Here is a 17,029-nt window from a genome sequence, read left to right as displayed (position 1 = left end):
CAGCGTCCGTGGGCAGAGCTAACTTGCCAGGCGCGGGAGGCCAGTCAGCATTGCAAATGGCATTGCGGCAAGTAGGGCCCCGAGGATAGTTCTCATACATGGTGATGCGATCACGGCGCCTGGAAGAGCTGTTCGGGGCGCGGCTGGACAACTTGAGTTACCAAGACGTCAAGGGCCTGGTGGGTAACCCCGACGCGGCCGAAGCAGAGGATCTCGACTACAAACGCGCTCACTACGCATCCGACGACAAGGGCAAGGAGGAACTGGCCAAGGACGTCGCCGCTATGGCTAACCACCGAGGCGGGGTCCTCGTCCTCGGCATGGCGGAAGCCAAGGGCGTGCCCAGCCGGGTCTTCGATGTCGACCTCGACGACCACCATCTGCGGCGGATTCGTCAGGTGATCGCGAACAACACGGCGCCGCCTGTCCCCTACGAGCCGATCCGCGTTCCGGATCCAGATGATGAGGGACGCGGATTCTTGCTCCTTGCCGTTCCACGCAGCCCACAGGCTCCCCATGCCGTTACAGCCACTCCGACGAAGGATTCGAAGGATGTCCTTCGCTACCCCAGGCGAGGGGGAAGCCAGACCGAGTGGCTCACGGAAACGATGGTGGCGACCGCCTATCGGGCCCGCCACACCGCCGCAGCAGCTCGTGACGAGCGAATGGCCGAAGTTGAGAGCGACATCGTCCTGTCAGCCGTGGAGCGCACTACTCCGCACCTCATCGTTGCCCTGGTCCCGGAGATGCCAGGCGAGATGGTCATCAACGCCAGCACCTTCGAGCGATACCGGGTCGAACTCCTTGGCGCAGAGTTGTACCTCGGGCAGGGCCACCGGTTGTTCGGCTATGCCACCGTTGGGGCGCGCCGGCTGATCGCGCAGGAGAGTCGAGGGGACCAGGGTGTGCGGGCGGAACTGCATCGTGACGGCAGCGCGGCCATCGTTCTTCCGCTTTACACACACCATTCGAAGGTCCGGGGCGATGAAGTCGATCTGCAGTTCGTCGAACCGGGAGAGATCGTCTACAGCCTGCTGTGTGCGCTGCCTTTCCTGGCCGGCCATGCCCGCGACCGGACTGCGGCCAGCGGGACGGCCGTGGTCAAGGTTGTGCTGGTGAACGACATCGGCTCCCATCCCGATGCCTCCATGCAAACAGTCGCGGAGTACCGCGATCCGTTGCCCCTGACCGTTGACCGCCTGCATAGCGGCGCTGGACGACGCCTGGAAACCAGCACTCAGCCATGCGAATACGCCTACTCCGAAGCCACCGTGCTGCTCGATGACGTAGCAGACCACGACAGGGGCCTGCTCCAGGCCGCTGCCGTACTGGCCGACGAACTCCTCCACGCCTACGGCATCCCGGAGACGGGGTTGATTACCGCTGACGGAGAACTCCGCCCCTACGGCTTCACCGACCGCAACCGAGGCGCCCTCACAGCCTGGGCGAGAGAGCACAACCTCCTTGAGGCAACATGACGGCCCTTCGACGGGCCTGAAGCTGCTTGCCCGACTTCAGCACTTCTAGGCCCGCTACGACCAGGCGGAGCGGGCTCTGCGAAGGTCCCCAGGGCACACGTAGAGCGGCTAGAGGACGGCACGGAGGCCAAGCTCGGGGTGTTCCTCAGCAGCAGCAAGATCAGGCGCAGGAAGCTTACGACCGACAAGCTGGCCGCGCTCGCCGCTCCCGGACTGGAGTGAGCAGCGGCGTAAGGCACGAGTGCTACGGCCCCGGTGGGTCTGTCCGGGTTCACTTCTCCCTCTAGGAGGCCTAGGGTCCCCCCTCAGCTACATTCTCCTGATGGATTCCACTGCACACGTTCTGGGCCTCATACGTCGGGCTTTGGACGAGTTCGATGACCACCCGCTGGAAGTGTCGGTGCGGCGGGCCGTGCGGATCGCCAGTTTGATCGGCGACTCGCATGTGGCGGTGCGCCTCGGGCTGGACCTTCAGGTCACAAGCGGTGATCCTGCCCAGCATCGGGCCGACCTTGAGCGACTGATGGCTGACCCGTCCCGCTGGGAGTCACCCGATGAACCCGGCCCCGCAGTGACGGCCATGCGCGAGTACATACGGGACCGTACAAAGAGCGATGACGCGGGAACGGTGCTGGCCTACTCGCTCGCCAACATCGAGTACCTGACGAAGCAGGTTCCAAGCACCCAGACTCCCGCTGGCCTCGAGGCCGACTTCGCCCTCCGGCAGATCACTGAGAGGGCGCGGCTGCGGACGTTCTCCTACTTGGTGGCGTGGGAGCGGCGTTTTGGCTACGTATCGGTGAATGAGTCCATCTTCGGCAGCTACAAAGTGCAGGTTGACAAGATGCTGACCGAAGGCGTCCCAGAGCTAGTGGAGAAGTTCACCGCTGTCTACCGGCGTATGAACGAGGCTGCAGCCAGCGACCCGGACAGACCAGGGGGCGAGGAGCTCTCGCATGCCCTAACGACTTGTCGGCGCATCCTAGAGGCCGTCGTCGATCACGTGCTCCCGCCCCGGTCCGAGCCGAGCGAGTCAGGCCACAAGCTGGACCAGCCCGCATACCGTAATCGGCTCTTCCAGTTCATCAAGGAGGCGAGCACCAGCAGGACGACGGCAGACGTCACCGTTGCGCTGGGCAAGGGGCTGCATGAGCGGTACGTGGCCATCGGCGACCTGGCGAACAAGGGCGTCCACGCTTCCGTCGCTCTGCAGGCAGCGAATCTCTGCGCGCTGAACACCTACGTCTTGTGCGGGGAGATTCTTCTTCTCCAGCAACAGGCTGGTGGAGCGCTCCTCTCGGAAGAGTGACCGCTCCTGGTCCACGTTGCCGACGGCAGCACGTTGGCAACCACCGCGTGACTTCGGGAGCCATGCCGTCGCTGGACAGCGCGACCCCATACGCGGGCCCCCGGGGATTTCATGGCTGATCCCCGGGGGCCGTGGCCAGCTGGTATCACCGTGTGGGGACTGGCCGAAGGGACGACTGGTCTCCATCGTCGGCGAACAGCTCGGCTACAAGGGTCTTGGTGGCCACCAGGGCGAGTTCCAGGTTGAGGAGCCGATCGGCGGCGGACCGCCGGTCCTCCTCCACCTCGAGGTGGGGACGGACGTCGGTCCAGAGGGCCCGCAGTACCGTCTTGGCCTGTTCAACGAGGCCAAGAGCTGTCCTCTCGCTCATGTTGCGTTCCCGAACCCCCACGACCAGAGCAGCGAGTAGTGTGGCGGCGTTCTCCACGTGCCCCGGCCCCAGCGATCGCCCCTCTGCCAGGCAGTCCAGCCATCGCCGGAGCAGGTCGAGGTCGTAGGAGATCTGGTCCAGCAGGTCCAGGATGTTGGTGACCCGACCGTTGACGTCGTTGACGCGAGTGCTGTGCCGTACTGATCCGTTCGGGTAGATCTCTCGTTGGAGGGCCGCTTCCACTGGGATGCCGGCGAAGTCGGTGACGCTCCCGTCCGGGCCGATCTTCCAATCGGGGGGCTGGCGATCTCCGTGTTCGCGGATTGTCGCTCGGGCAAAGAGGACCGCGCGGCCTGCGTCGAGATCCAGGCCGTCCTGCACAGCGGTCAGCACTGCGTCGTCCGCAGACCGCAGCATGGCATCGAGTTCGGCGTCGCTGTCGTGGTGGGTCATCGCTCGCCTCCGTCGTTCGCGATGAGCAGGATCGTCTTGAGCCGGGCGCGGCCGCGGCTCAGGTTCTGCCGTACGGCTTCGTGCGTCATGTCGAGGGCGTCGCCGATTTCGCTGGTCGCAAAGCCGTCCAGGTGCCAGGCGAGGACCGCGCGTTGCAGGGGTGGCAGGGCGGCGAGGGCGGTGTAGACGCGGGTCTCTTCCTCTTTGAGTTCCACTGAGCGCAGGGGGCAGACGCCGCCCGGCAGTTCCGGGACGTCGTCGGTGAGGTCTTCGCGGCGGACTGGCTGGCGCAGGTAGAGGCGGATAGCGACCTTCCGGAGCCAGGCGGCGGGGTAGTCGATGGTCTCCCACTTCACGAACGCTTCAGCGAAGGCGGCCTGGGCGGCCTCTGCTGCTTCGTGGCCGCTGGCTCCCTGCCGCAGCAGGTGCCGTACCAGCTTGGCCATGTGCTGCTCGTAGAACTGGGCGAACTCCACCCGGGCGACGCTGCCACGCTGCTGCGGCGGGGCCGCCGGAATACTCGGCTCTGGCGCAGACTCAGCAGGTGGATGGCTGATCGTATGCCGTCGGAAGGGTTCCAGTTCGATCTGTGCGGTCTCCAGGTGGATCTCGAAGTCAGTCACGGGCGTCTCCGCCGACCGCGCCGACCTCGATGCGGAGTTCCTCGCCGGCCTTGCGTTCGGTGACCTTGCTGCCCGGCGGCAGGGCACGGACGCGGTCGCTGGTGCCCTGTTGGGTGAGGCGGGTCAGCTGGATCTGCGTCCAGCTGCGGATCCACTGGTAGAACAGCCGCGCGCTCAATATCGCGCCCAGCGCCGCTAACCCGATCGCTGATTCTGGCAATCTGTCCCCCTCAATGCAGCTTGGGCGCCCGGTGCGCCCGTCACATCAAGGGAGTGCTGGCAGGGGCAGGAATCGTGACACCAGGCTCGGTATGACGTGGGTCACGTGCCGTACTGACGTTGTTCCGCCGCCTCGTCGTCGTTGCCTCTCGCCCCTTCGCCGTCGTTCACCGGCCCCGTGTGGTCATCGCCTCCACGAGCCCTGGGGGTCGCGTTCAGGCATACGGCTGGGGTGGGTGAGTCGGCCAGTCGCCGCTTGGGCGAGCCAGTCGGCCCACCGGCTGATGAGCTCGTCCATATCCCCAATGACGAGCGGGGTGAAGGGCCAGGCCACCTGGTGCATCATCATCCCCGGGCCGACGGCAGCGCGGGACTCGTGGTGAGGGTCGAGCGCGAAGGGATCCACAGTTCCCGCGGTGGGGCGTAGTGGGGTGTCCATGAAGGCGGTCTCGAACCACTGGTACTGCTCTTCCGTCTGCGCATCGGCGTACCAGAGGGAGTGGCTGCGGCCCTCGTACCCGTAGTAGTTGGCGGGGACCTTCAGGGAGATAGTCGCGGAGGCGATGACGTCGAACGGCGCCGGCGTCGACGTGGTGCGCCAGACCTCGGGGGCAGTCTCCCTCGGTCCCGACAGTGTCAGCTGAGCGTCGTTGATCCGGACGGTCCACCCTCCCTGGTTGCCCTTGCGGACCTCCGCGCTCGGAGCGGCGGTCGTGAGGGGCGCGAGGAAGGGGTCGGCGATGAAGGAGAAGGAGGTCATGGCGGCATCAAGCAGGGCCTTACGACGGCTGGCCTCAGTGGCGTGTGCCGAAGCCCGGCGGTCAGCTTCGGCTTGGCGTGCGACCGCGCCCTGGTTGGCGTGCGCAAGCGCGGCCAGCCCGCCGGAGAGCGGAGCTGCGGGCACCTGCCCGAGCCGGGCAAGCACGTTGCCAGCCGCCGGGCGTCCCTGCGGGGCCCGGAAGAGAGACTCGGTGATCAGCGCTGCCAGAAGGGGCGGAGCGGTGGTGAGGGGCGGCAGGGCCCCGTGCAGATGCTGATCGTGGTAGTCGTGCTCGTACGGTCCCGTGAAGGGTGGAGCGCCCTCCAAGATCTCGTACGCCAGAACGCCCAAGGCATAGATGTCGCTGGCGCTGGTGGCCCGCTGATTGTTCCAACGCTCGGGGGCCATGTACGCGAGGGTGCCCGCGAGCTTAAAAGTGTGCTTGGCGGTGGTGGCTTCGGCGTACCGGGCGATGCCGAAGTCGGCGAGGCACCAGCGGCCATCGAGCAGCAGGATGTTCTCCGGCTTGAGGTCCCGGTGGACGATCTCCCGGTCCTTGAGGTCGGCAAGCGCTTCAGCGACGTCGGACAGGACGGCGACCGCCTCGTTGAGGGGCAGCTGACCACGCTCCCGGAGGTGGTCGCGCAGGGACTTCTCGGCGCGGGGCATCACCAGTACCCACTGGTCTTCGTGCTCGCCGCTGTCGATGACCGGCACCACGTTGCGGACGCCGTCCAGGTTGGTAAACAGCATCTCGCGCTCGGTGCCCGGCGCTTTAGGTACGAGCTTCACCGCCGCCTTCTCGCCAGCGGTGTTCTGCGCCTCGAACACGGCTCCGAAGCCGCCACCCCCGATGCGGGCGCCGACGGCCCACTCTTTGTTCAGTGCCAGTCTCATGGTGCGCATTGTCTCCATCGTCAACTGCTCTCCTGCGAAGGCGGTTTCGCTCCGCTTCTATCGTCCCAGGGACCACTGACAGTGGGTATCCGTGTTGCCTGCGCGCGCCCCGATCCGGGTCCTGGGCCCCTTGCCCTCTACCTTCAGCAGGACACGAGTGCCCGCGCGCCAGAACGTGGCGTCGGTCCGCTTCACGCCGTCCAGGTCCCGGCCGGCCAGAACGCGGCCGATGCTCCGGGCAAGGGAACCCGCGGACTTTTCTACCTGCTTGTCACACTTCGTCTGTGCCCTGCCGTTGAGCGCCTTCGTGCCGGTTGTGCAGGGCGCAACGATGCCGCGAGAAGCGGGCACCCACACCGGACACGGACGCTACTGCGATCTGCCTGTGGACAGATTCCGCCGAGAACGGGCCTGTTCCTGCTGATCACCGAACTGTGACCACGCAGAACAGTTGGCAACTCGGCACGCTTGTTGGCAAACGACGCTGGAGCCGCCCGTCGGTTACTCTGCGGAGTTGTCCCGTCGTGCCGTAGGTGGCAGATTTTCACTGCTTCGCAGCCTGACCTTGCGGATTCTCACTTGTACCAGAGCGGGACCAAACGGCAAGGTCTCCGCCGGGCATCGAGATGAAGCGCCATCCTCGTGGTTCCGTGATCTGCCAAGCTTCGAAGGATACGTCGGCCGAACACGTCAGATGCATGGCGTTGTCGAACACCATCCGCAGGATGCCGGACTTGAACACAACCGCGGACAGGACCTTCGCCCCGAACAGTGGTAGAACCGCAGCCACGTCCTGGGACTCCGGAGTCAGAGGCAGGCCAGGACTGGTGTGGAGCGACCCTGGCGAGAGCCGAGCCGGTGCTTCCAGCACGACTTCCCACCCTGCGTCCAGGACGAGGGTCAGCCGAAAGTCGATGCTGATCCTGACGACACTCAGGCCCCGGAGGTTCAGGACCCACCGGTCCTCGTGTTCGATCGGTTCCACGTCAGTGGTCATCACCACACCATGGTCCACTCCGTCGCAGGCACCAAGGAACCGACTACGCCTGGGACGCTCTCACTGACCCGCACCTCCTAGATGCGACCACCCGGCGCAGCGCCGACCTGCGTGCCGTCATTGCCGGAACTCGCCCCGGCCGACCCGCCATCGACGTACTCCGCAATGGCCCCCTTCCCCGAGGTGAACGGCACCTCTTCCTCGACGTATGGCGCCGAGGTAGCGACGAGGTGCGTAGCTGGCTCACCGCAGGAGTCCAGGGGGATCTGGCCGACCTCCTGGACACGGACACATGAGCACGCTGTGGGATACCCATTGCCACCTGACCGGTTACAACGACCCCCTCACCGTCCTTGAGGAAGCCGCTCAGGTCGAAGTCGACGTCGTAGCCGTCACCGAAGACCCCGGCGAATACCGCCTGTTGAGAGCCCGTCTCGGCCGACGCAGCGGGGTCACCCCGGCCCTGGGCATGCACCCCCTGCGCGCCCACTCCTTCGCACTGGCCGATCTCGCCCGCTTCCTGCGCATGCTCACCGAAGCCACCTGGATCGGCGAGATCGGCCTGGACTTCTCCCCCGTCGGCCGTGCCACCCGCAACGCCCAGACCCGCGTCTTTGAAACCATTCTCGGCGACCCGCGTGCCCGCAGCCTCTGCATGACCATCCACAGCCGCGGCGCTGAGAAGGACACCATCAACCGCCTGCTGCAGACCGACGTGCGCTCAGCGATCCTGCACTGGTACACCGGCCCCACCGGCCTCGTGGACAATGCCTTGGCGGCCGGTGCCTACTTCTCCTTCAACCCCGCCATGACGAGGACCGCCAAGGGCAGAATCCTGCTCGATGCTGTGCCTGAGGATCGGGTCCTGCTGGAGACCGACGGCCCCTTCACCCGCGTCGGGACCCGACCTTCCCGCCCTCACGACGTGCTGCGCATGGTCGACCACCTAGCCACCCGATGGGCACTGCCTCACGACGGCGTCGTCCGGCAGATCCGCGACAACCAACAGCGGCTCCACATGACCGCGTGACAAGGGATCAGGACAGTTGTTCACGATGGTTCATGAGCTCGCTCACGCCTGGCCCGGTGCGAGGGGCCCTTTCCGATGCGGCAATGAATCAGGGCAGTAGCACAGAGGCCGATCGGGCGAGCCCGTGTGCATTTCGGCCCGTCGACTCAGCACGAGCGGCTTTGCGCTACTGGCTGTGCGAGATCGCGCTAGGTGCGGCGTCCCGAGCATTTTTATGGACGGACCCACGGGCCGCCCGCTTAGGACCGGCACCGCCGGCGCTCGGTAACGGGCCTCCGGCCGTTAGGTCTCACCCGGAGCGGGCGAGACTGGCCCGGAAGAACGGCAGCAGCGGAGGCGGCATCACGGCGGGGGATTCGAGCAGCTCCCACTGGCAGCCGGGCACCTTCTCATCGAGATCGCGGAGCGCCTGCCGCGCCATCAACAGGCCCACGGACGTCGACGCCTGGTCTGCCGGGGACCAGTAGCGATTACTCACATCGGCCATCAGCAGCATCCCCGGCGCAAGGGTTCTGCCCATCACCCATGCGTAGGCCGCGTCATCCAGCACGTCGGCCTCAAGCTCCGCCTCGACCCGTACGCACAGGTCCAAAGCCCATTCTCGGGTCGCTCCGCTCGCCTCCCAGGCGTCCCGCAGATCGTCCAGGGCCGCTGTCTCCGCCAGACGCAGCAGGGTGTCGAGAACAGGGCGGTTGGGGAGGGTGCTCATACCGCCATCGGGGAGAAACACCTCCTGGGCAAGATCCGGGACGTCCTCGACCGTGTACTCAGCCATGGACGCCCATGGGTTGTACCACCCCGCAGGCTGCATGGCCCGCAGCACATCACCGATTCCCTGCGGCGTGATGGCGGCACCCCCGCGCAGCACCGTGGTCACCGCCGCAGCCGTAACCTCCCCGTCGGACAGATTCGGAGGCTCTGGGTTCCGGTCCAGCTCAGCCAGCTCCGGCGGAGGCCACACTACTCCCCGGTTACGCATGCACCGGATGATCCCCTCATCGATCCGGCGGGCCCGAGCGGGAACGAGCCGGACCCGCTGCCCCGAGGCGACCACCTCGTCGGCGACACGCTCCGCCCACTCTTCCTCGTCCTCCCGGGCTCTCGGACCCTCCTCACCGAGACCGGTACCCAGACCCCGGACGGCTTGCCCGAAGGCTCCCCGCACGGCCTTCTCCGGCACCGGATGCCCCTCGCCGAACAAGGCCAGTGCCAGATGAAACGGCCGAGCACCACGCCGGGCCGACCGGGCGAGCGCCACGACCAAGCCGAATGCCTCGTCATCCGGAACCGATGCACTCCCGCGCCCCCGGCCCAGTGCCCGCACCGTGTGCCCTGGCAACAAACCCGCCCGCCGCCAGGACGCGAGCTGCTTCACCGACACCGCATAGCCGTGCTGACGCGCGTGGTCGATGAGCTGCTGTTCAGCGGATACCGGACCACCCGTAGAAGACATGGCGCGAACCTACCCACTCCGACTACAAGAGGACGTGCCTTTGGGAAATATAGAGACCCCCCACCTTCACCAAGGCCAGGTGCGCCGCACCTGGTGCTCTTGGGGAACCGCCGGAGCACACGGCCCGGCAACGAACCAGGAGAACCCATGCTGATCACCTTCACCGACCTCCTCCCGACGACCGGCCCCCTGCCCTGGGCACTGATCACGGCCCTGTACATCTGGATCACCGTGTACGTCGTCATCGTCGGCGTCGCCCTGCTCCACCCCCGCCGCTCCCGCCGGAAGGAAGCCCGCAAGATCTTGGACTGCCACCTCCCCGTGCCTTGGACCCTGTGACCTCCCCGCAGAAGTGACTGTGCGGTGGTGACAAGGGTCGTTCCGAGGACACTGAACGGTCACTCACGGGATACCTTCGGTCATCGGTAGTCACCAGGGGAGCGCGGACGCCTTTGGACGGTGCAACACGGCCCAGCACCCGTCGGACCGACAGTGGTGCTCTGATCAGGCAAAACGGCATCCGATAGCACAGGGCAACACGACCCGTCACGATCTCCAGCGTGCTCGTAATGCGTAGCTCCGTGGCTCAGATGCAGGGGTGCGGGTGCGTGGTGTGTCCCCTCGGTGCCCTTGGTCCTAGGGACTGTCAGCTCTGGCAGAGCGACTTCCGAGGGACTTGCGTCGCAAAGTGGGGGGAGCCAGTGGCAGTGCTGAGAGACCCGAAGCCGCTGGACATCCCCTATGCGGTCTGTGTTCGATGACGTTGATCGCGAGGCTGCCCACCGCGGGCCGTCTCCTCCGTTTACTCCTCATGTCGGTCGCCACCTCGTTGTTCGGCGTGGGAGATGAGAGGACGCGGGATCCGCGGTGTCGCCCGGTAGATGATCTCCTGGACATTGTGGCGGGCTTCTATCACTTCATAGCGGCCGCTCCAAACCGCCTTTTCTCCGGACCCTGGCTACGCCTGCCAGTGCAGAGGCATGTTGAGCGCCGCTGTGGGACGGGCTGGAAACAACGTCCTGAATCCGGAGACATGTGATGTCACATCAGAAGCGGCCGCTTGTCGAACCAGCATGCTTGAACGTGGAGGGCACAGCCGCCTATCTCGGTATATCGGCGGGCACTTTGTACGTCTGGCGACACCAGCGACAAGGGCTGCCCAGCTTTCGGACGGGTTCCGGAGGCAGGGTCAGGTATCGCGGCGACTTGCTTGAGGCCTGGCTGACAGAACAGCGGGAAGTCGATTCGCATTCAAACCCGGCCTCGACCGGGGGTACTCCAAAGGAGACGTGGTCGTCGCGCAACCCGAACGGTTCGCTACGTGAGTTGGACGTGATCACCCACTTGAGCCTACGAACCCACGACGGGTCCACAGCCTTCGTCTCGAAGGCGCAGCACGAGATCGAGATGTGCGCCGAGCAGGCCGAGGCGGTCTTCACCGAAATCATTCTTGTCACGTCCGCCGCCTACGCCGCGAACGCCCGAGTCGTGCTGTGGGGCTGACACTGGACAAGGCGATCGAGATCGCCAGGCGCCGCAGGCAGGCGACTCCGCCCCCACCTCTCACTCAAGAACAGTCCCGCCTGGTAAGGACACTGCTTGCCCCCATAGAGAAGAAACACGTACGTGAGGCATGACAAGGGCCCCCTCCTCGCGCTGGAGTGAGGGGCCCTGGCGCATCCCCGAGGTCGAGACTTACGACCTGGGCTCCGCCTTCAAGTCTTCGATGATCACCTGATCTTCCAAGGGCATCGGTTGGCGACGCTTCCGGCCGCGCGGCACGAGAGTCACCTCCAGCAGGGCTTGGACGAGCTTCCGCTGACGCTCCAGGGGCAGAGACATCCACTGCTCTTTGACCTTCGGCGTGCCCAGGTCGAGACCGACGATCAATGTCCCGGCACCAGCCTGCCCGAGCACCCCTTCAGCCGCCTTCAGCTTCTCTCGGGCCGCTGCGGTCGCGATGGTGAACTGCTCAACGGTCATCAGGTCGGCGGCCAGGAGCTTGGCGAGCTGATCGAGCTTGGCCTGCTGCTTCTCCACCTCGGCCTTCGCCTCGTCCGCCTTGCCGTCACCCGAGGGGGTCAGCAGAGCCAGCGCATCCGGCCGAGTGAGCCGGTCGATCATGTCGCCGTGGATACGAGTGTCGACGTACTCGCGGTTCGTGTGGACGTGCGACATAGGACACGAGTACGTCAGCTCGCCGCGACTGGAAGCCGCACGTACGGTTTCCCTGCACGTCTGGCACCGCGCGATGCCAGTAATCAGGGATTGAGGCTTGCGCCCGCTGCGACCCGCGTTCTCGCCCCTCTTGCGGTTGGGGTCCACGAGCATCTGGGTGAGCGAGAGGTAGATCTCCAGGTCGAGAATCTTGTCCCAGACGCCCGTGCCTACCTCGTCGCCGTTGTAGACGCGGATGCCGGCGTAACGGGGATTGATGAGGACGTTCTTCACCCCGCGCGAAGTCCAGCCGGCCTTCGGTTTGCGTTTGCCCTTCTCCCACCCGACCTCGGCTCGAGAAGAGACGAGCCCGGCAGCAGCCCACTCGCGGGCCACCTCGGCGAGTGCCTTGCCGGCGAGCACGTCCACCGCAGCCTGGCGAATGGCCGCGGCCTCCTCGGGGACTATCGTGACCCGGTCGTTCTCGTAGCCGAAGGGACGCACGCCACCGAAGTGCACGTCGCCCTCGGCGGCACGGGCGGCGTTCGCCAGCTTCTGGCGGGCGCCCTTCCGCTCGACCTCGGCGCGGGCGACAGCCGCAAGGATGCGAGCCACCATCCGGCCGACATCAGTGGTCAGATCGAGGTCACCCGAGGCGGTCGCGACGCCGATGCCGGCATCCTCGGCGAGGAGGATCAACTCCTCCAGGTCGAGCATCGAGCGCGTCATTCGATCGATGTGCCAGGCGACGATCACGTCCACCTCGCGAGCTCCGACCATGGCCAGCACTGACTGCCAGGCCGGCCGGACCTTACCGGTCGAGGCGGAGATCGAGTTGTCGACCCGCTCCTCCACCACGGTCCAGCCGCGCAGCTCACAGAGCTGCCGACAGGCTTCGAGCTGACGGTCGACCGACCGTCCCTCGCCCGTGACGTCGAGGGATACGCGCGCGTAGATGACTGCGCGCTTAGCTCGGAAAGTCTCTGGCACTCCCACAGCGGCCCCAATCTGGTTTGGGCACGATTGTAGACTCAAAGCGAAGATAGGTTGGGGCGATCTTCCGCAGCGCCGCCGCTCTCGGCATGGACGCCGTACTGCTCTCCCCGGACTGCGCCGACCCGCTCTACCGGCGCTCCGTCAAGGTCTCGATGGGTGCGGTCTTCTCCGTTCCCTACGCCCGTCTCGACACCTGGCCCAAGGCCCTGGAGACCGTACGGGAAGCGGGCTTCAAACTTCTCGCGCTGACCCCGGACGAAAAGGCCAGCAGCATCGACGAGGCGGCACCGCACCGGATGGACAAGGTGGCGCTGATGCTCGGCGCCGAGGGGGACGGACTGTCCACCCAGGCCCTGGTCGCCGCCGACGAATGGGTGCGCATCCCGATGGCCCACGGCGTCGACTCGCTGAACGTGGGAGCGGCCGCCGCGGTCGCGTTCTACGCGGTGGCATCAGGCCGCCCGCAGAACTGACCGCCTACTGAGGCTGCAGGCCCTGGCCCTCGCCCGGGTTTCGGGGCTGCGTCTGGCTCTCGCTCGTGCCCAGCCCGCGGGCCGGACCCTGGCAGCCCTGCGCCGCCGCGATGCCCAGCGCGACCAGCAGCGTGACCACGACGAAGACGACGAGCCGCTGCCGCAGCAGCCGCGGGTTGGCGGGACGCCGCCCCGTCGAAGTCTTACGGGCCCCGGGCCGCGTTCCCGGCCGGCCGTTCGTCCCGTTCGTGCCCTGCGGGCGCTTGCCGGACCGTGTTGTGTTGCGCGGCGGCTGATGCTGCTGAGGGCGCGAACCACCGGTGCGCGGCGACCCGGCCCTCGACGACGTGGCCTGCCGGTTGCTCCGAGGTTGCTTCTGCTGACGGGGTGCCGGAGGAGCCGTACGCCGGGTCTGCTGCTCGGTGTACGGGCCGTCGAGACGTCCGGTCGGCCGGTCCAGCTCCTGTGCCGAACGCTGAACGGGCGGACGGCCCTCGTGCAGACCCTGCGCCTCCCGCGCCGCGATCTCCTTGAGCCGCATGGAGAGTTGAAGCGTGCTCGGCCGCTCCTCGGGGTCTTTCGCCAGACAGGCGCTCACCAGCGGCGCGAGCGCATCGTGTACGTCGTACAACTGCGGTTCCTCGTGCACCACGCGGTACAGCATCACCTCGGAACTGCCGTGCCCGAAAGGCGAGTCGGCCGTCGCCGCATACGCCAGCGTGGCACCGAGCGAGAACACGTCCGTCGCGGGCGTCACGGCCGCGCCGCGCACCTGCTCGGGCGCCAGGAATCCCGGCGAGCCCACCGCCGTACCGACATGGGTGAGCGTGCTCGCCCCGGTCGCCCAGGCGATCCCGAAGTCGATGATCCGGGGGCCCTTGGGGGAGAGAAGGATGTTCGACGGCTTCAGGTCACGGTGGACGACACCGGCCTCGTGCACCGCCACCAGGCCCTCGGAGAGCGCCGCCCCGATCGAGGCCACCTCGGCCGCCGACAGCGGACCCTCCTCGGCCACCTTGTCGTGCAGCGAGGGCCCCGGGACGTACTGCGTGGCGAACCACGGGCGGTCCGCCTCCAGATCGGCGGCCACCAGACGCGCCGTACAGCCACCGCGGATCCGCCGCGCGGCGGACACCTCGCGCGCGAAGCGCGAGCGGAACTCCTGGTCCTCCGCCAGATCCGGACGGATCACCTTCAACGCCACCCGCTGGCCCCGTCGGTCCGAACCGAGATAGACGACACCCATGCCGCCCGCTCCGAGCCGCCGGTGCAGCCTGAACGAGCCGACGACACGCGGGTCCTCGCGCCGGAGCCGCATCATCGCCATGTCTGCCCATCCCCGCTGCCTGGTACGCCTGACGAGGCACAGCTTACGTACCCGGCGCCCGGGGCGCTCAGAGGCCGCGCCCTCGCCCGCCGATCGATTGTCAGTGCGCGGCACGGTCCATGACGGGGAGCGGGGCCGCAGCCGGTCCGGCACCGAACGGTGCCGGGTCATCAAAGTGGCTGTGGCGAAGCGAGGTTGGAGCTGGGAGGGTTGCGGACCCGACGAGTGGGGGAGCGCGACACGGACCCCGCGGGGAGGGGACCGCGGCGACCGGGGCGACGTACACACGGCCCACGACCGGGAGCCGCGGCGCGGGCGAGTGAGTGAAGTCACGGTCGCCGTCCCACCTGCCGCCGCATCCGTCCGCCCACCTGATCCACAACATTCCGGGCACCCCTCCGGGATGACCCCGGGATCAGGCGCCCGATCTCCACCCAGGGGAGTACATCGACTACCCGGGGCTCATCCTCCGGGAGGCCCGGAATTCGGTACGCGGGCATGACGTCGTATGCCTTCCGCGTCCCTAATGTTGAAGTCAAGCGGCGGGCGCAGCACTCGTCCCCCGAGGTCACACGCCCGCCGCTCCACATTCAGTCAGGAGAGGAACCATGGCGGACACGGCAGCGCGGACCATGATCCGTACGCGGGGACGCAGGGTCCATGCCTCGTTCGGCAGCCGCCCGTCGTCCGGTACGCGCCACCCGTTGGTGGCGACGGCGATGGTTCTTCCTCTGGCGGCCCTGCTCGTAGTCGCCTTCGGCGGCTGGGACGCAGTGGTCACACAGGCGTCGTCCGTGGGCGTGATGCTGGGGCGCTGAGCGGCGCCCCGGGTCCGGAAGAGCGGTCCGGACCGGGACATCCGGCCAACAACCCCGTGGGGACGGGGGTGCGGCGGGCGGCAGCGTTTGTCCGGTCAGCTGGGGAGCTGACCGGACATCGCGCTGTCCGGGGTCCTTTCGCGACGCGCGTACGCTCATCGGCGGGCCCGGTGCGTATCGGGCCGCCCGCACCTGTTCGCCACCGGGGGAGACCGTGACCACCGCAGTCGTACGCGCGCTGGGCGCCCTCGCCCACCGGGCCGCCCACGCCCATCCCGAGGGCATCTGTGCCTGCCCGCCACCAGCAGTGCTCGCCGACCGTGCGGACGGCACGGTGGTCCGCAGCGGGCCCGTCGTCGCCAAGGCGCACGCCCCCGGCACGGACACCCCCGACCTGCTGACCCGGCTGACCCTCGCGAACGACCCCCGCCTGGCCGGCATCCTCCTCGCCCCCCTGCAGCCCGGGCCCCCCGTACCCTCCACCACCATCCAGGGCCGCCCGGTCACTCTGTGGCCCCACGGCAAGCCCGTCGACCCCGGCGACTCCGACGCCGCCCCCTGGGAAGAGGCCGCCGTCCTGCTGGCCGGGCTGCACCTGACCCCGCCCCCGCCCTCCCTCGCGCTCCCGCCCATGCGGGGCCCCGCCAAGGCCTCGCTCGCCGTTGCCCGGATGTGCGCCGCCCGGCCCGGCGACCCCGCCACCACCCCCGTACGCGAAGCGTGGCACCGCCTGCCTGCCTGGGCCCGCGACGAAGCCGCCGCGCCCCCGCACCGCTCCCGCTTCCTGTGCCACGGCGATCTGCACCTCGGGCAACTCGTCCGCCACCCCGCCCCGCACGGCCCCTGGCTGCTCATCGATGTCGACGACGCCGGTCTCGGCGACCCCGCATGGGACCTCGCCCGCCCCGCCGCCTGGTACGCGGCCGGGCTGCTGCCGCCCGAGGTCTGGCTCCGTTTCCTGGACGCCTACCGGGCAGCCGGCGGACCGGCCGTACGGGCCGAGGGCGACCCCTGGCCCGAACTGGACGTCCCGGCCCGGGCCCTGACCGTTCAGACCGCGGCGCTGGCATTCGCCAAATCTGCCGCGGAGGGCCGAACTCCGGATGAGGTGGAACAGACGATGATCGACGCCTGTGCCCGAATTGCCTCCCTCCCGCCCGAGTTGGCCGCCGAGCCCTCGTCGTAGGCTGAACCGACCGTCGGCGGGCATGTATTCCGGCGACGGCGACCCGACGGCGAGGAGTGAGCCGAACCATGCAGTGTCCCAAGTGCCACGCACAGATGCAGACGTACAACCGCAATGGCATACAGATCGAGCAGTGCAGCGGCTGCCGGGGGATCTTCCTCGACTACGGCGAGCTGGAGTCCCTGACCCGCATCGAGGCGCAGTGGACGCAGCAGGCCCCGCCCGTGCCGCCCGCCCCGCAGGCCTACCCGGCCGCCCCGGCGCCCGCCTGGGGCGCCCCGCAGCACCACGGCGGTCACTACCGGCACAAGAGCTTCGGCCGCATGCTCTTCTCGTCCTGAGCGGGGTCGACACCGGTGAGCGCCTGACCGCGGGGCCGGACGCCTTCCGTCCTGGGGCGCGGTTGTTTCTGTCGTTCTGTCGCTTACTGGTGCCCGCCGGTGTTGCTCGCCGAAACAAAAAGGGCCCCGTTGCCGCGACAAC

The 17,029-nt window shown here is 67.6% G+C and carries 16 protein-coding genes and 2 pseudogenes; 10 read left to right on the top strand and 8 right to left on the bottom strand.

All coding sequences use genetic code 11. The features are described from left to right. Positions 1-98: 98 nt before the first annotated feature. Both ACZ7IB_RS20015 and ACZ7IB_RS20010 read left to right on the top strand, forming a co-directional pair. Positions 99-1,478, top strand: coding sequence for an AlbA family DNA-binding domain-containing protein (locus ACZ7IB_RS20015; protein ID WP_470914055.1), 1,380 nt, complete (start codon positions 99-101; stop codon positions 1,476-1,478). A gap of 364 nt (positions 1,479-1,842) precedes the next feature. Next, positions 1,843-2,787 carry a hypothetical protein gene (locus ACZ7IB_RS20010; protein WP_470914053.1) on the top strand — a complete coding sequence of 315 codons (945 nt, stop codon included), beginning with the start codon at positions 1,843-1,845 and terminating at the stop codon, positions 2,785-2,787. A 145-nt stretch (positions 2,788-2,932) separates the two neighbouring features. Here the strand turns inward: ACZ7IB_RS20010 and ACZ7IB_RS20005 are convergent, their stop codons facing one another. The 5 genes from ACZ7IB_RS20005 to ACZ7IB_RS19985 form a co-directional block, all read right to left on the bottom strand. Beyond that, positions 2,933-3,610, bottom strand: a complete 678-nt coding sequence (locus tag ACZ7IB_RS20005) for a hypothetical protein (protein ID WP_470914052.1) — start codon at positions 3,608-3,610, stop codon at positions 2,933-2,935. Next, a complete protein-coding gene (locus ACZ7IB_RS20000; protein WP_470914050.1) occupies positions 3,607-4,233 on the bottom strand; it encodes an RNA polymerase sigma factor in 627 nt (208 codons plus the stop codon). The genes ACZ7IB_RS20005 and ACZ7IB_RS20000 overlap by 4 nt, the downstream gene beginning before the upstream one ends. Further along, the gene (locus ACZ7IB_RS19995; RefSeq protein WP_470914049.1) at positions 4,226-4,453 is read right to left on the bottom strand and encodes a hypothetical protein; all 228 of its coding nucleotides are present in this window, start codon (positions 4,451-4,453) and stop codon (positions 4,226-4,228) included. Before ACZ7IB_RS19995 ends, ACZ7IB_RS20000 begins: the two co-directional genes overlap by 8 nt. 183 nt (positions 4,454-4,636) lie before the next feature. Next, entirely contained in the window at positions 4,637-6,109 is a 1,473-nt protein-coding gene (locus ACZ7IB_RS19990) for a serine/threonine-protein kinase (RefSeq protein WP_470914048.1), read from the bottom strand. A gap of 544 nt (positions 6,110-6,653) precedes the next feature. After that, positions 6,654-7,106, bottom strand: a complete 453-nt coding sequence (locus tag ACZ7IB_RS19985; RefSeq protein ID WP_470914047.1) for a DUF6188 family protein — start codon at positions 7,104-7,106, stop codon at positions 6,654-6,656. A gap of 292 nt (positions 7,107-7,398) precedes the next feature. On the opposite strand from ACZ7IB_RS19985, the gene ACZ7IB_RS19980 reads away from it, so the two are divergent. Continuing rightward, on the top strand, positions 7,399-8,136 hold the full coding sequence (locus ACZ7IB_RS19980; protein WP_470914044.1) for a TatD family hydrolase: 738 nt from the start codon (positions 7,399-7,401) through the stop codon (positions 8,134-8,136). Positions 8,137-8,425: 289 nt separating this feature from the next. Here ACZ7IB_RS19980 and ACZ7IB_RS19975 read toward each other — a convergent pair whose 3' ends face one another. Next, on the bottom strand, positions 8,426-9,589 hold the full coding sequence (locus ACZ7IB_RS19975; RefSeq protein ID WP_470914041.1) for a hypothetical protein: 1,164 nt from the start codon (positions 9,587-9,589) through the stop codon (positions 8,426-8,428). Between the two features lie 147 nt (positions 9,590-9,736). On the opposite strand from ACZ7IB_RS19975, the gene ACZ7IB_RS19970 reads away from it, so the two are divergent. The 3 genes and pseudogenes from ACZ7IB_RS19970 to ACZ7IB_RS19960 all read left to right on the top strand — a co-directional run bounded on the left by ACZ7IB_RS19970 (position 9,737) and on the right by ACZ7IB_RS19960 (position 11,092). Further along, on the top strand, positions 9,737-9,928 hold the full coding sequence (locus ACZ7IB_RS19970; protein WP_470914038.1) for a hypothetical protein: 192 nt from the start codon (positions 9,737-9,739) through the stop codon (positions 9,926-9,928). A gap of 699 nt (positions 9,929-10,627) precedes the next feature. Continuing rightward, a pseudogene (locus ACZ7IB_RS19965) lies at positions 10,628-10,813 on the top strand (helix-turn-helix domain-containing protein); the annotation flags it as partial. A 120-nt stretch (positions 10,814-10,933) separates the two neighbouring features. Then, entirely contained in the window at positions 10,934-11,092 is a 159-nt protein-coding gene (locus ACZ7IB_RS19960) for a hypothetical protein (protein WP_470914133.1), read from the top strand. A 192-nt stretch (positions 11,093-11,284) separates the two neighbouring features. Here ACZ7IB_RS19960 and ACZ7IB_RS19955 read toward each other — a convergent pair whose 3' ends face one another. Beyond that, positions 11,285-12,736, bottom strand: a complete 1,452-nt coding sequence (locus tag ACZ7IB_RS19955; RefSeq protein ID WP_470914036.1) for a recombinase family protein — start codon at positions 12,734-12,736, stop codon at positions 11,285-11,287. Between the two features lie 56 nt (positions 12,737-12,792). Here ACZ7IB_RS19955 and ACZ7IB_RS19950 point away from each other — a divergent pair. After that, positions 12,793-13,215: pseudogene (locus tag ACZ7IB_RS19950) on the top strand (TrmH family RNA methyltransferase); the annotation flags it as partial. Between the two features lie 4 nt (positions 13,216-13,219). On the opposite strand, the gene ACZ7IB_RS19945 reads toward ACZ7IB_RS19950, so the two are convergent. Continuing rightward, positions 13,220-14,542 carry a serine/threonine-protein kinase gene (locus ACZ7IB_RS19945; protein WP_470914035.1) on the bottom strand — a complete coding sequence of 441 codons (1,323 nt, stop codon included), beginning with the start codon at positions 14,540-14,542 and terminating at the stop codon, positions 13,220-13,222. A 608-nt stretch (positions 14,543-15,150) separates the two neighbouring features. Here ACZ7IB_RS19945 and ACZ7IB_RS19940 point away from each other — a divergent pair. The 3 genes from ACZ7IB_RS19940 (at position 15,151) to ACZ7IB_RS19930 (ending at position 16,887) form a co-directional block, all read left to right on the top strand. Next, the gene (locus tag ACZ7IB_RS19940; protein WP_470914033.1) at positions 15,151-15,360 is read left to right on the top strand and encodes a hypothetical protein; all 210 of its coding nucleotides are present in this window, start codon (positions 15,151-15,153) and stop codon (positions 15,358-15,360) included. 214 nt (positions 15,361-15,574) lie between these two features. Further along, positions 15,575-16,546: a phosphotransferase gene (locus ACZ7IB_RS19935; RefSeq protein ID WP_470914031.1), complete on the top strand. Its 972-nt coding sequence runs from the start codon at positions 15,575-15,577 to the stop codon at positions 16,544-16,546. A gap of 68 nt (positions 16,547-16,614) precedes the next feature. Beyond that, a complete protein-coding gene (locus ACZ7IB_RS19930) occupies positions 16,615-16,887 on the top strand; it encodes a TFIIB-type zinc ribbon-containing protein (RefSeq protein WP_470914029.1) in 273 nt (90 codons plus the stop codon). Positions 16,888-17,029 lie beyond the last annotated feature (142 nt).

The sequence above is a fragment of the Streptomyces sp. NPDC037301 genome, assembly GCF_055602785.1.
Note: the sequence above shows the minus strand (reverse complement) of the source record. Positions and strands in the feature narration are given on the sequence as shown.